Raw genomic sequence first — 15,093 nt, forward strand, 5'->3', positions numbered from 1 at the left:
GCGATGGGCTTCCTATCCGTGCTCAGCACGGCCCATCAGTGGATCCGAGAGCGCGTCTCTCCGGGAGATGCCGTTATTGACGCGACTGCCGGCAACGGCGTCGATACTCGGTTTCTCGCAGAGCTCGTCGGTCCGCGCGGCGCCGTTTATGCTTTTGACATTCAAGAGGCTGCGCTTCTAGCGACACGCGAGCGCTTGGCGCCGCTAGAAGACGAGGGGCGGCTTCCCGCTTTGCAGCTCGTGCTGGACAGCCATGAACGAATGGCTGCGCATGTGCAGCCTAAGCACGCAGGCGCAATCGCGGCCGTTATGTTTAATCTGGGCTACTTGCCCGGCGCAGACCCCACGATCATCACAAAGCCGGATTCATCGATTGCTGCGTTGTCCGAAGCGCTCGCGCTGCTGAAGCCCGGCGGCATTCTGACTTGCGTCCTTTACCCCGGGCACCCCGGCGGCGATGACGAAGCCGACGCTGTAGCGCAATGGTGCGCTGCACTGCCGTCAACTGCCGGACAAGCTGTCGTCTACCGAATGGCGCAAAAGCCGACCGCCCCTTATTTGGTCGCGATCGAGCGCAGCCGCAAGCGGCAGTAACGCAACATCCAATATAAAATAAAGGGAGAGATTAACGATGGCCATTCGCAAAATCGAGCATGTCGGCATTATGGTAACGAATATTGAGCTTTCCATTAGCTATTACACGAAGGTGCTCGGTCTGGAGCATCGTAAAACGATGACGCATTCGAATGGCGTCATTCGCCTCGCTTTCCTTGCGTTCCCGGGGCATGAAGAAACGGAAATCGAGCTGATCGAAGGCTACAATAGCGAGCTTCCTGCAGAGGGCAAGGTTCATCACGTTGCCTTCACCGTAGATGATGTCGAGGTCGAATTCACACGGATCAAGCAGCTGCAAGTGCCGCTTCGCGATACGGAAATTACGACGCTGCCAGACGGCAGCCGTTACTTCTTCTTCTACGGGCCGGATGGCGAGCTGTTCGAGCTGTTCCAGCCGGGGACGGCGCAGTAGTCTCTATTATGACCCATTCAAAAAGAGGCCGTTTCAGACGTATGCCACGTCTGAAACGGCCTCTTTTTATGACTTATTCACGCTCATGCTGGCGCGGGCGAGGATTATGGCACTTTTTTGTTCCCTATTCACGCCCATGCTGGCGTGGGCGGTGATTACGGCACTTTTTTGTTCTCTATTCGCGCCCACGCTGGCGCGGGCGGTGATTACGGCACTTTTTTGTTCCCTATTCGCGCCCATGCTGGCGTGGGCGGTGATTACGGCACTTTTTTGTTCCCTATTCGCGCTCATGCTGGCGCGGGCGGTGATTACGGTACTTTTTTGTTCCCTATTCGCGCTCATGCTGGCGCGGGCGCCGTTTACGGCACTTTTTGTTCCCTATTCGCGCCCACACTGGCGCGGGCGCCGTTTACGGCACTTTTTTGTTCCCTATTCGCGCCCACACTGGCGTGAACGGCGATTACGGCACTTTTTTGTTCCCTATTCGCGCCCATGCTGGCGTGCGCCGTTTACGGCACTTTTTTGTTCCCTATTCGCGCCCACGCTGGCGCGGGCTGTGATTACGGCACTTTTTTGTTCCCTATTCGCGCCCACGCTGGCGCGGGCGGTGATTACGGTACTTTTTTGTTCTCTATTCGCGCCCACGCTGGCGCGGGCGGTGATTACGACACTTTTTTGTTCCCTATTCGCGCTCATGCTGGCGTAGGCGGCGATTACGACACTTTTTTGTTCCCTATTCGCGCTCATGCTGGCGTGGGCGGCGATTACGACACTTTTTTGTTCCCTATTCGCGTCCATGCTGGCGCAGACGCCGTTTACGGCACTTTTTTTGTACCTTATCGCCTTCTCTACTCGGTCGTAGCAAGCTGCTCCACAGCTTCTTGCCCCGTGATGCGAAGCGCATACGGCTTGCCTGCGGCTTCGCCGCCGTAGATCATGACGAGCAGCGAGTCCGCTGATTTGTCGATTGCTCCATCGGCTAAATACAGCGCGAGGTCGAATGGGACGCGGTCGATGACGGCGTGCTTGTGCAGCTCTTTGTCTGCCAAGCCAAGCGCAGCGAAGTCGCCTGATACCGTCTCAGGCCGTTCGGACAATTGTTTCATCCAGCTGCTCCACTCCGCTTTGTCCATGACGAAATCCCACCATACTTTGCGCGGTTTGTATTTGTGATTCAGGAAATAGTCCAGCTTCATCAGCCCAAGCGTAACGTCGAGATCAAGCCGTCCCTCCGATGCTTCTGCGCCGCGATCAGCAAGGAACGCCCACAGTCGAGCGAACAAATCCTCCAGTTGATGGCCGATCCGCTGCCAGCCGCGGCCTTCCCAATAGTCGCCGAACGCTTGGAAGAAATCGAATGGCGACGGGAATACCTGCTCCACCAGATAAAGAAGCGTATGATCCAAACGATGCGCATTCCAATACTTCTCCAGCACATCCTCTACCCGCTTGATTCGAACAATATCCGAGAACGGAAGCAGATCATTGCCCAAAATCTCATAAGGCGCGCGATCCATATACACGTAGCCGTGCTTCTCTGCATCATGGCGCATGCCGGTGCCGCGAAGCATTTTGAGGAAGCCTAACTGCAGCTCCTCCGGACGGAGTGCGAATACATCGTTAAACGTTTTGCGGAACGTATCGTAATCTTCATGCGGCAAGCCTGCGATCAAGTCGAGATGCTGGTCGATCTTGCCCGAATCCCGGACCTTGTTGACCGTGCGCGTCAGCTTCGTAAAATTCTGGCGGCGCTTAACCGCTTCATTCGTAATATCGTTCGTCGATTGAACGCCGATCTCGAACCGGAACACGCCCGGCGGCGCATGCTCAGCCAAATAATCCAGCACCTCGGGGCGCATAATATCGGCAGTAATTTCGAATTGGAACACGCAGCCGCGATGATTTTCGATCAGAAATTGGAACATTTCGAGTGCATAGTCGCGCTTAATGTTAAAGGTCCGATCGACGAATTTGATCAGCTTCGCGCCTTGATCGATCAAATAATTAATGTCCGCTTTCGTCCGGTTGATGTCAAAATAACGCACGCCAACCTCGATGCTGGACAAGCAGAATTGGCAGCTGAACGGGCATCCCCGGCTCGTTTCAAAATAAACGACGCGATTGGCGAGTGTCGGAATATCCTCTTCGAATCGATAAGGAGATGGCAGCGTCGCAAGATCGAGCTTCGGCCGGCCAGGGTTAACGACGATCTGGCTCTTGCCCTCCTTCTCTTTGCGATACGCCAGACCAAACACGAGATGGAACTTGCGCGTCGTCTCCAGCTCCTGCAGCATGTGGTGAAACGTCTCTTCTCCCTCGCCAACGACGATAAAATCGACCTGCGGAATGCGTTCCATCCAAAACTCGGTGTCGTAGCTCACTTCCGGCCCGCCGAGGAGAATCTTTACCTCCGGCATAATTTTGCGGAGCATGTCGATGACGACGATCGTCTCTTCGATGTTCCAAATATAGCAGGAGAAGCCGATTACATCCGGACGGCGCGCGAACAAATCCGACACGATGTTCATCGCAGGGTCCTTAATCGTATACTCCGCAATGTCGATATCCGGGAAATCCTTCTCGGCGAACGCCTTCAGGCAGCGCAGCGCGAGCGATGTGTGTATATACTTGGCATTCAGCGTTGCCAGAACGATTTTCATAACGGTCATACCCTCTCTACTGTTCACAAAATGCATACTGCACTCTATTGTACCATTTTTCCCGTTCGAAGTAGAACTAAAGCCCTTAGGCATTCCTGCCACAATGTGCCGCAAATGTTCCAACAAGCCGACAGCAATGTTCGACAGCTTATCCGTGTCGGATGCGATACGATAAGGACAAGCTCGTGGAGCGCGAAAAAAAATGCGTACTGAATAACGCTGAAGGAGGCCTTGCCGTGGTAGAACATGCAGGAACGGAAAAGGAACCGGGAGTGCCGGAGTGGACCAGTCGCGATGAGGAAAAACGGGAGCATGCTGATCAGCCGCCAAAGCTAACGATGAAGCTGCTTTATGGAATGATACAGGAAGTGCAGCAGTACAACGAACGAATTGCAACTCGCTTGGACGAATTCGAGCATTATTTGCTCGAGGTGCAGGCTGCGCGGGCGCAGCTGGAAGCCAGCGCAGCGAGAACGATCGCGAAGGCGAAAGCGATTGCCGCGTTGAGCGAAGCTGCCGCCAGCGCGGATGCGGCGATCGTGGATGCGGCCATCGCGCAGCAGCAGGCGATTGGCGCGGTCGGCGCAGACTCGGCGGCGGCACTGCAGCCGATAAGTGCGGAAGGCGTGGATACGGCGATCGCTCAACAGCAGGCGATTAGCGCAGACGACGTGGATGCGACGATCGTGCAGCAGCAGGCGATAAGCTCGGACAGCACCAATTCGACGGCGGACTTGCAGCCAATCAACGCCGACAACGCTAACTCTGCGACTGCGCAGCAGTTCGTCAGCTCAGGTAGCGCGGACTCAGCCACCGCGCAGCATCAGCCGATTAGCTCGGATGGCATGGACTCGACAACGGCATTGATGATGATCAGCGTGGACAGCAAAGACCCAGCAATGGCGTCGTCGTTGCAGTCGACTAGCTCGGAAAGCGCTATTACAGAAAACATAGCGCCAAACGAGGAGGACCTGCAAGCGCAAGTCATCCTTCACGGCAAAGCGGGCGCGCGCAGAGCCCAGCCCGAATCGTTGATGTCGCTTGCGATGGAGGTGCTCGGCTTTCCAAACGATGATCATGGTTATGATTCATCTGAGGACGGGCTCGACCCTGGCGAAGGCACGAACCCGTTCGACAACGACAGCTTCCTGACGCTCGAGGCCGCTGCCGCATCGGAAACCCAGCCACGCTCGCATACGCCAGAGCATACGAACGCAGCTGCGCTATCTATGCCGTTCTATACGCCACGCTCGCAGCGTCACCCCGCTCCGAAAAAATCTTTCCTGAATCTGCTTGGCTTTCGCACTCGGATTTCATAAATTACTCTCCCGACGTCCCCCTCGCCCATAACAATGCTGGAAACCCACGTTTTTAACGTCGGGTTTTCTTCTCGTTGATTAGATGCATCTTGATAATTTTAAGAGTGCACTTTGGTTTTTCGTCGTGAGGGACTCTCCCTTTCATGTTTTCCAGGACATTAGATCATTATCGATTAATTTTGTTAACAACTCTATCTCCATACCACTCTAGACTCCTCGCCAGATCCACCACTGAAGGTTCCCTTTTTAAGTTCTAATTCTACATAATTGTATCCATACCTACAGCAGCCTGCTATTGCAGCCCCCAATGCGACATCGCCAACTACAATGAGCCTGCTTAACAGTTCCTAACTTCCGCTGCGTAAACTACTTCGCTCGACCGCTGCTTCCAATGAAAAAAGCTGCCCTCCTATGGAGAGCAGCCAGGCTGTCGAGAAAGTCTCGGCAGCCTTTCTTATGTGCATGTAATTTAACACGACACCGCGTTAATATAGTATAATAGTGGTAATAACTATGAACGGATGGTGTCGCATGCTGCGTTCTAATCGAGATAAACAACAAAACTATGAGTTAGTCTCCATTGAAGATTTAGTTCCCGCTGATCATATGCTCCGCAAGATCGATAAGTATATCGACTTTTCTTTCATCGATGAGAAAGTACGCCACCTTTACTGCCAAGATAACGGGCGTCCAGCCATCGACCCCCTCGTGCTGTTCAAGATGATTTTTCTGGGTTACTTCTATGGCATTCGTTCGGAACGTCAATTGGAACGCGAAGTTCAAACCAACCTCGCCTACCGTTGGTTTCTTGGGCTTGGACTAACTGATCGAGTCCCTGATCACACGACGATTAGCTGGAACCGGCGAACCCGGTTCAAAGATACGTCTGTGTTCCAAGATATTTTTGATGAGATTGTACTTCAGGCTGTGTCACATCGAATGATTGGCGGACGTGTCCTGATCTCCGATTCAACTCATGTAAAGGCTAATGCGAATAAACATAAATACACGAAAGAGCAAGTGCAACAGAACACGCGGGATTACGTGGATGAACTGAATGCGGCGGTAGAAGCAGACCGTAAATCGCAAGGAAAAAAGCACTAAAACCACGGGAGGAGGTGACGGAAGACAAGGAAGTGAAGGTTAGCACGACTGATCCGGACAGCGGATATATGTACCGAGAAGGTAAGCCGGAAGGCTTCTTCTACTTGGATCATCGCACAGTTGATGTGAAGTACAACCTAGTTACCGATGTTTTCGTCACCGCCGGCAATGTCCATGATTCCGTACCGTATCTTTCTCGTTTAGACCGTCAACGTCAGCGTTTTGGGTTTACAGTAGAGGCAGTTGCATTGGATTCCGGCTATTTGACGACTCCGATTTGCAAAGGATTAGAGAAACGTAAAATCTTTGGTGTCATTGCACATCGACGATTCCATCCCACACAAGGCTTACATCCAAAATGGAAGTTTATCTATGATGCAGAACGTAATTTGTATGTTTGTCCGCAGCAGCAAGAACTGTCATACCGAACAACCGATCGACATGGCTACCGGCATTATGCGTCGGATCCAAAACAATGTGAAACATGTCCGATGCTGGAGCAGTGTACACGTTCCGCTACCAAACGCAAAGTGATCACCAGACATATTTGGGAAGACAGTAAAGAACAAGTGCGATTAAACCGCCTCAGTAAGTCGGGCAAAAGGCTCTACAAAAAGAGAAAAGAAACGATTGAGCGAAGCTTCGCGGATGCTAAACAGCTCCACGGGTTTCGCTATTGCCGTTTGCGGGGGTTAAAAAACGTGATGGAACAAGCGTTGATGACCGCTGCGGTGCAGAACATGAAAAAGATTGCCCTCCACCTCGAAAGGAGGGCGTAAGGCGTTAAACCACCCTTTTTGCCTTTAAATACAGCCTCGATAAAACAAAGAGAAACCCAGCGTTTTGAAAAAACGTGGGTTTCTCTACAATCTGGCTGCCCTCCTATGGAGAGCAGCTGCTTCATATATGCCTATTTTACGACGAACGAACCTTGAGCAAAGGCGTCGTCTTCGCTTGGTACTCGATGACCGGGAAAGCGACGCGCCATTTGTTATCGCCTAGCGCCGTCACCTCTTCTTGCTTGTAGCCGCGCGGTTCAAACTCGACCGTTTGTTCAAAATTAATCGTCATTTGAATCGTTTCGCCTGGCAGCATTCGCTTCAGCTCGTAGCCCGTGTTAAGCGCCCACGTTCCAAGCTGGTGAGACGTTTGCTCGCCATAGACGAGATAGAAGGTCGGATCGATCTTCGCTTCGAATACGAACCAGCCCTTCTCATCCCGCTTCACTGTCCAGTTCGTCAATGCCGCAGTCTCGTACGACGTCTGAATGGAAGAGAAATACTTGTCCATCACAGCCTTAATTTCCTCCATCGACGCGCCTTTCAGCGTTGCAGGCAGCTTGGAAGGAAGGAATGCAGGCTTCGCATCCGGATGAGCATCATACTCATCGAGCAGCTCTGCAATATGGTAGATCGAAACGGCAAAGTTAAGATCCGCGTTCGTGTCATCATAGCCTGCTGACGTAATGCCGATCAGCTCTCCATATTGATTGAAGAGGCCGCCGCCTGAGCTGCCGTGGTCGATCGGCGCGCTGAATTGAATATATTCCACGCTGCCATCGAACGTAATATTACTAATGATGCCGTCCGATGCTGTATTTTGAACCCCCAATGGACTGCCGATCGCAATGACCGAATCGCCTTTTTCAAAGTCATAGTCCCAGTTCAGATCAACCGGCTCGATATTGAGCGGCTTTTTCGTTCTGATAATCGCAAGATCGTTCTTCTCGCTGCTCGCCACTACGCCAGCAACCTCGAACGTCTCCTGATCAACCGTAAGCGCGGTCGCTTTGGTTGCGCCATCCATGACATGGTAATTGGTCAAAATCTCATTCTCGCCGATGACGACGCCGCTTCCCAAGCCAAAGTCCGTCGTAATCATCACGATTTTCTCATCGTTCTCCTGCACGATCTGCGCAGTCGTCTTGAGATGGCTCGCGCGCTCTTGCTCCCATTGCTTCTGCAGTGCGGCAAACTGCGCTTCCTGCGAGGTAATCGTCACTTTACGCGCCTTGGCGTCCCATAGAACGTTAGCGCCCAGCGTTTCGCCTACAAAACGGAGCGGAATGAAGGTCGTTCCATTGCGTACCGTTACAGGAGCGTTCAGCTTATACGTTTTGCCATTCACAATGGCCGATTTGGAGCCAACTTGCATCGTAATCGTCAGCCGGTCTTTACGAGCGATGAGCGTCTTGCTGCTTTGCTCCCACACGATGTTCGTCACATGAAGCGCGTTAAAAATCGCTTTCATCGGGACTAGCGTCGAACCCGCTGATTCATAAGGCGCTTGCGTAAGGGCAAGCCTCTTGCCATCAACGTAAACCGAAATAGGCGTTTGTGTTGCTGCGACTTGCGGCGTTGCAGCGTGCACGGTTGGCGATGCGCCAACAAACGGTGCAAATGCAAGCGCGGCTGCCAGAACCGGGGTCAAAATCCATTGGGCGGTGCGTCTTTTCACGTCGGTATTTCCTCCATATATTCTCCTATTAATCTATCAAATCCATCCTATCATTTGGAAACTCTATTGTCTATTGACCAATGTCTTATGATTTTGTTTTCGCGCAATCAATCACTTTCATAGAACCTAACAAAATACATTTTGTTAGGTTAATTAAACCTAATAAAATCAAACAAATTTCAATAAAGCTGTTGTGTTCCAGCCGATTTCAGTAGTATTATGGTCGATATAGCGCTTACAAAGTCAAATCAACCAACTTAGGAGGTATAATAACAGTGAAACTAACAAAAACTCAGTTAGCTTCTATTTTTACCGCTTCCCTTCTGACCGTTTCCTCCCTCACCACGGCATCGCCAATTTATGGTGAAGCGTCTAGCAATACGGTCTCGCCTATCTCTGCATCGACGAGCGGCGAACATGCTAGAAACGATCTAGAAGGACATTGGGCAGAACATGCCGTTCATACTTGGATGCTGCGCGGTGTTGTAAACGGTTACGCAAATCAAGCCTTCGAACCGAACCGTGCCATAACGCGCGCCGAGTTCATCACGGTCATTAATCGCTTGTTCGGATTTTCGCATCGTTCGGAACAGGCATTCTCCGATGTGCCGTCCAACGCTTGGTATGCCGATCAGCTTTCCTACGCTCGCGAAGCCGGCTATTATCTCGGATTTCCGAATAACGAAGCACGGGCAGCGCAAGCCATTGCCAGGCAAGATGCAGCTGCGCTGCTTGCCCGCGTCTATCAATTGCAAGCAGCTGATCGCGCTTCGTTCGCAGCCTCTTTCCAAGACTCGGACGCGATTAGCCCTTATGCGGTCGATGCCATTAATGCGCTGCAAAATATCCTTAGCGGCTACAGCGATGGAACGCTGCGCCCTCAGTCCTTATTAACCCGTGCGGAAACCGTCGCTCTCATCGATAAGCTAACGACAGCTTACTTTTACAAAGAAGGCAGCTATGAAGGCGGCGCGATTAACGGCAATGCCATCATTCATGCCGGAGGCGTTCAGCTCCATGATGCCAGCATCACCCGCAACCTCTATATCACCTCTGGCGCAGGCAACCAAGAGGTTTCTCTGGAACGCATCGCTGTAAAAGGTCAAACCTTCATCGCAGGAGGCGGTGCGCACGCCATTACGATCAAAGACAGCAGCTTCGACGGGGTGATGGTGAATGCGCCGTTAGCGCTTCGCTTCACAGGCAGTGGCAGCAGCACGTTGGGAAGCCTGACGATTGGGCAATCCGGCTCCCTTCAGGTATCTGGCCCTGGCAGCATAAACCGCATCGTGATTACAGCAGCTTCTGCGCTTGTTAACGGCACAAGCTACCCTGCGGGGCAATACCGCTATTCGGATGGCAAGCTAGAACCCCTCAATGAGGACGGAACGACCGGAACAACGGGAGGCAGCACTGGCGGTTCGAGCAGTGGCGGCTCCGGCGGAAGCTCGAATAATGGAGGGAATGTGCGAAGCGAGAATTTTGTGGATGCGAATGCGACTGCGCGAACGAAAGCCTTGTTCGCTTATTTGGCAGACATCCGCGGTAAAGGCATCCTGTTCGGACAGCAGCATTCGACTGACGTAGGGTTCACAATTGATCCAAGCCTCTCGACTCCGCAATCGGATGTTAACAAAGCGGTCGGCGATTTCCCTGCCGTGTTCGGCTGGGACACGCTGAGCCTGGAAGGCAAAGAAGTGCCTGGCGTATTGAATAATCGGGAGCAAAGCCGGTTGAATTTAACGCGTGAAGCGAAAGAAGCCCATCAGATGGGCGGCATCATTACCTTAAGCGCGCATATGCCGAACTTCGTGACAGGCGGCTCGTTCAACGATACAGCCGGCTCCGTCGTTGAGCATATTTTGCCCGGCGGAGACAAGAACGGCGCATATAACGATTATTTGGACATGATTGCTGATTTCGCGCTACAGCTCAAGGATGACCAGGGCGCCGAGATTCCGATAATGTTCCGCCCGCTTCATGAGCAGAACGGCAGTTGGTTCTGGTGGGGAGCAGCTTGGACGCCGACCGACCAATATATCGAGCTTTTCCGGTACACGGTCGAGTATTTGCGCGATATCAAACACGTGCACAACATGCTGTATGTCTACTCCCCTAACGGAACGTTCGGAGGCAGCGAGTCGAATTACCTAACGACCTATCCAGGCGACGATTACGTCGATATTCTCGGCATGGATCAATATGATAATCAAAGCGCTCCGGGCACACAAGCCTTCTTCAACAATCTCACAGCTGACTTAGCCATGATCAATAAGCTTGCCGATCGCAAGCACAAAATCGCTACATTCTCCGAATTCGGCTATAGCCCGAGCGGGATGAAAACGACAGGCAACGGCGATCTTGCATGGTTCACCAAGCTGCTTCAAGCGATTAAATCAGATCCTGATGCCAGCCGTATCGCATACATGCAAACATGGGCGAACTTTAATCTGGACGGCAATCTGTTCGTCCCTTATAAAGCTGCGCCAGGGCTGGGCGACCACGAACTGCTGCCAGACTTTATCGCGTATTATCAAGACCCGTATACCTTGTTCCGTGGAGAGCTGAGCGGCGTGTACAGCCAGACGGTGACGGCAGCAGCCGAGCAGCCGTTCTTCCATATCGCTTCGCCAGCAAACATGTCGACAATCAGCGAGCCGACAACACGCGTGCGGGCACGAGTATTGAACCAGACGCCGACGAAGGTCACCTATCTTGTGGACGGCTCGTCAACCGAGGAGATCATGCTTCCGGATGCAGACGGCTATTACTCCGCGAGCTGGTCGCCTGAGGCAAGGCTGAACGGCAAAAACGTCGGCATAACCGTCAAGGTTTATGCGGCAGACGGAACGGTTGCAGAGCAGCGCGCAGCGGCATTCGTGCGCGTCAGCGAGCTCCTTATGAAGACGATTAGCTTCGATCAGGACATTGTTGACGTAAAAAGCAATGGCGCTTACCCGTCAAGCATTTCGACGACCCTCTCCCATAGCACGCTGAATGGAGACGGCGCATTGCGGATCGATACGTCTGGCTTGGACGCGGCCGATACATGGCAAGAGCTGAAGCTGGAGCTCAATGATATTGCGTCCTCTGTCTCGTTAGCCGATGTGAATCGCGTGAAATTCGATGCATGGGTACCAACAAGCGCCGGAGCAGGGAACCCTGACGCCAGCCTGCGCGGCATCGTCATGCTGCCTCCGGACTGGAACACGAAGTATGGCGAGACGACTACCCTTCGCAAGCTGTCAGAGTTAGATAAACAGACAATCGACGGCGTCGAATATGCCAAATATTCCGTTTCCATCGATCTGAATCAGGCTTCCGCATCGGCTAGCGCAACAGGCTTGGCCTTCTCGCTCGTAGGCAGCGGGCTCGCTAGCGCCCAAGGAAACCTCGCCATCTATATCGACAATGTGAAGCTGTACAGCGCATACGTGCAGGCACCGCTGAATCCGGCTATTGTCGATCATTTTGAATACTATGCAGGCAGCAATGATTCCTTGAATTTGGCCATTCGCCACGCTGGCGGAGACGCAACAGCCTTGTCGCTCGTTCCGTCGATCTCCGGGACCGGCACATATGCAATGAAATATGAATATACGCTTGCCGGGTCGGGCTATGCGGGCGTCACGAAGAGCTTAGGGGGCGTAAACTGGTCGACGTTTAACCAGCTCAGCTTCTGGTATAAGCCTGACGGTCAAAATCAAAAGCTGGTAATCCAGCTCAAAGTGGATGGCAAATACTTTGAGTATTACCCTTCCGCAGCCGGAACGACAGCTAGTCTGCTCAACATTCCGTTCAACGATTTTGTGCCTGTGCACGGCGCGACGGGTACGCTGACGAAGACGAATTTGAAAAACGTCGAGCAGTTTTCCATCTATACGAACTCGGTTGGCGGCGCGATGCTCCAAAGCGCGATGGTATTCGATGACATCGGCGCCGAATTCGACAGCGCCGCAGGAACGGTACCGAACGGCGGCACAGGCTCAGGCAGCAGCGCTGCTCAGCCGGGCACGCTTTACGATTTTGAGTCGGATGCGGCAGGCTGGGAGCTTGGCGGGAATACGGCAAGCGCAGCTGCCCCCGCTTCCGTTGCTGGCGATGCCGCTTTGGGCGCGCACGCGCTGCAAACCGCCTTTGATCTGGCGGGCACTTCATTCGATGTGAAGAAAACAGCAGCGCTCGATCTGTCGGCTGTCGATACGATCAGCGCGAAGGTCAAGCTGTCGACAGGCACTGCCGATGCGCGCTTCTACATCAAAACAGGCGCCGGCTGGAGCTGGTACGATAGCGGCGCGAGCACAGTAGATGCTTCCGGCTTCATGACTTTGTCTCTCCCACTCGCAGGCGTCGCCGATCGGGATGATGTTCGCGAGATTGGCGTTACGCTGGATAAATTCATGGGTTCAGGTGCGGCGATCCTCTATGTAGACAATGTCTTGCTCGAATCCGCAAGCGTACCAGCTGCGACGGTTTTTGATTTTGAGTCATCCGTAGAGAACTGGTCCATTAATACGGATAACAACGGCGCTTACAACACCGCCAATGCATCACAGCTTAGCTTCACGACCGACCAAGCTGCGCTGAACACCCATTCGCTTCAGGCGCTGTTCGAGCTGAACGGAGGAACGTTCCATTTGCAGCATATCGGAATTGCGGACTTGAGCGGCTCAACCGCCCTGACAGCCAAAGTCAAGGTTGTTCCAGCAGCAGGCGCTAGCTTGGGATCAGGCGTGCAAGCGAAGCTGTTCATCAAGACCGGAAGCGGCTGGACATGGCACGACAGCGGGCTAACGGCTGTTTCGGACAGCGGCTTCGCTACGGTGACGCTGCCTCTCAGCGGCATCGTCGATCTGGCAACGACGCAAGCGATCGGACTCCAAATCGTCGCGCCTTCGGGAACCGGCGAGGCTACGGTATATGTGGACGAAGTGAAGTACTAATTACAATGAAAAATAGGGGTGTCCCACAAGCCGCGACGGCTGGGGGACACATAGGGGTGTCCCACAAGCCGCGACGGCTGGGGGACACATAGGGGTGTCCCACAAGCCGCGACGGCTGGGGGACACCCCTATTTTTGCAGCTGCATCGCTTGGCGTTGATTTGAAGGCTGCCTTCTCATTGCAGTTCGTACAATAAAATCCGCTCGTATGCGGAAACGAGAAGGCATCATTGCATATCGTGCAATGGGTAAGACGGCCTGCTAGTTTTGGGGCGCATTGCGGCTCTTCTGGCCTGTATCTCGTTGCATGAACTGCAATGGGAACCTTCGAGACAGGCCTCTTCTGCCTTTCCCATTGTGCAGAATGCAACGGCATAACAAACAGATAAAAGGGATGTTCCGGTTCCGAAAATCTGTACGAAATCCTATTGGTCACCACTTGCGGCCAGCCCCTTTTTGCACGTAGTGGAAGTCGGTTTAATGTCACTCTCGTTAATGGTATACTTATTCGCATGCACATTCAGGAGGATCGGTCGATGTCTAACAAGAAAGCAGCACCCAAGTTTCAGCCTAAGCACAAATCACGTCCAAAATCAGCAGCCGCGCCGCAGCGCGGAGCATCATCCAAGCCGCAGGCGAAGGCGCCAGCCAAAATACCGCCGCGCAACTATGAGGTCAAGGAAGCGGGAGAGCTGCTCCCCTTCCTGCTAACTGCCCTCTCTTCTACCGGCCGCAATGCGGTCAAGTCCATTCTCGCTCGCGGGCAAGTATCGGTGAACGGACAAGCTACAACGGCTTATAACTACCCGCTGAAGCCCGGCTTCACCGTAACGGTGAGCAAAGAAAAGATCGAGGAAGCGCCGCCGCTTATCGGCCTTGTCATTCTGCATGAGGACGATGATATTGTCGTTGTCCAGAAGGATGCTGGCCTGCTGTCGATCTCATCGGATAAAGAGAACAAAGAAAATGAATTGACGGCTTATCGTCAATTGACGGCACATGTTCGCGTCCATAATCCGCGCAATCGGATTTTCGTCGTTCATCGCCTCGATCGCGATACGTCAGGCGTCATGATGTTTGCCAAAACCGAAGCGGCACAGCAGCAGCTGCAAAATAACTGGCAAGAAGTCGTGAAGGAACGGTCCTATATCGCGCTCGTGGACGGGAAAGTCCGCAAGGCGGAAGGCACGATCACGTCTTGGCTTCGCGAGAGCAGCACGCTCAAAATGTATTCCAGCTTCCGTGAAGGCGACGGCCAGCATGCCGTGACCCATTACAAAACGCTGCAAACGAATCAGCATTACTCCCTGCTCGAAGTCCATCTGGAGACCGGTCGCAAAAACCAAATCCGCGTCCACATGGAGGATATTGGTCATCCCATCGCAGGCGATAAAAAATATGGCTCGCGTTCGCGCGAAATTGGCCGCCTTGGGCTGCACGCCAGAATCTTGTCGTTCCTGCATCCGACAACAGGCGAGCTTATGCGGTTCGAAAGCGACATTCCAAAAGCGTTTTTACGCCCATTCCGCACGGAAACGCCAAAGCAATAATAATAAGGCGTCAAACCCGCGATCCTCGATCGTT

At 53.1% G+C, this 15,093-nt stretch carries 9 protein-coding genes; 6 read left to right on the plus strand and 3 right to left on the minus strand.

What is annotated here, in order from left to right; genetic code table 11:
• Positions 1-3: 3 nt before the first annotated feature.
• Both PAECUDRAFT_RS06385 and PAECUDRAFT_RS06390 read left to right on the plus strand, forming a co-directional pair.
• Positions 4-594 (plus strand): class I SAM-dependent methyltransferase, encoded by a 591-nt coding sequence (locus PAECUDRAFT_RS06385; RefSeq protein ID WP_006037307.1) that lies wholly within the window; start codon positions 4-6, stop codon positions 592-594.
• Between the two features lie 37 nt (positions 595-631).
• Entirely contained in the window at positions 632-1,027 is a 396-nt protein-coding gene (locus PAECUDRAFT_RS06390) for a VOC family protein (protein WP_006037308.1), read from the plus strand.
• Positions 1,028-1,093: 66 nt separating this feature from the next.
• On the opposite strand, the gene PAECUDRAFT_RS06395 is transcribed toward PAECUDRAFT_RS06390, so the two are convergent.
• A complete protein-coding gene (locus PAECUDRAFT_RS06395) occupies positions 1,094-1,369 on the minus strand; it encodes a hypothetical protein (protein ID WP_040711783.1) in 276 nt (91 codons plus the stop codon).
• 506 nt (positions 1,370-1,875) lie between these two features.
• Positions 1,876-3,687: a B12-binding domain-containing radical SAM protein gene (locus tag PAECUDRAFT_RS06405; protein WP_040711788.1), complete on the minus strand. Its 1,812-nt coding sequence runs from the start codon at positions 3,685-3,687 to the stop codon at positions 1,876-1,878.
• A gap of 236 nt (positions 3,688-3,923) precedes the next feature.
• Here PAECUDRAFT_RS06405 and PAECUDRAFT_RS06410 point away from each other — a divergent pair, with 236 nt between their 5' ends.
• Both PAECUDRAFT_RS06410 and PAECUDRAFT_RS25190 read left to right on the plus strand, forming a co-directional pair.
• Complete coding sequence (locus PAECUDRAFT_RS06410) at positions 3,924-5,006, plus strand: hypothetical protein (protein ID WP_006037310.1); 1,083 nt, start codon at positions 3,924-3,926, stop codon at positions 5,004-5,006.
• 531 nt (positions 5,007-5,537) lie between these two features.
• Positions 5,538-6,889 (plus strand): IS1182 family transposase gene (locus PAECUDRAFT_RS25190; RefSeq protein WP_085979454.1). Its coding sequence is split into 2 segments (ribosomal slippage): positions 5,538-6,105 and positions 6,105-6,889, totalling 1,353 coding nucleotides; the frame shifts between segments, so codons are not numbered across the junction.
• 136 nt (positions 6,890-7,025) lie between these two features.
• On the opposite strand, the gene PAECUDRAFT_RS06425 is transcribed toward PAECUDRAFT_RS25190, so the two are convergent.
• A complete protein-coding gene (locus tag PAECUDRAFT_RS06425; RefSeq protein ID WP_006037311.1) occupies positions 7,026-8,567 on the minus strand; it encodes a stalk domain-containing protein in 1,542 nt (513 codons plus the stop codon).
• A 275-nt stretch (positions 8,568-8,842) separates the two neighbouring features.
• Here PAECUDRAFT_RS06425 and PAECUDRAFT_RS06430 point away from each other — a divergent pair, with 275 nt between their 5' ends.
• Complete coding sequence (locus PAECUDRAFT_RS06430; RefSeq protein WP_006037312.1) at positions 8,843-13,510, plus strand: glycosyl hydrolase; 4,668 nt, start codon at positions 8,843-8,845, stop codon at positions 13,508-13,510.
• A gap of 535 nt (positions 13,511-14,045) precedes the next feature.
• A complete protein-coding gene (locus PAECUDRAFT_RS06435) occupies positions 14,046-15,059 on the plus strand; it encodes an RluA family pseudouridine synthase (protein ID WP_006037313.1) in 1,014 nt (337 codons plus the stop codon).
• The last annotated feature ends 34 nt before the right edge of the window (positions 15,060-15,093 follow it).

Origin of the sequence: Paenibacillus curdlanolyticus YK9 (genome assembly GCF_000179615.1) — a bacterium.
In the GTDB taxonomy this organism is placed as follows: domain Bacteria; phylum Bacillota; class Bacilli; order Paenibacillales; family Paenibacillaceae; genus Paenibacillus_T; species Paenibacillus_T curdlanolyticus.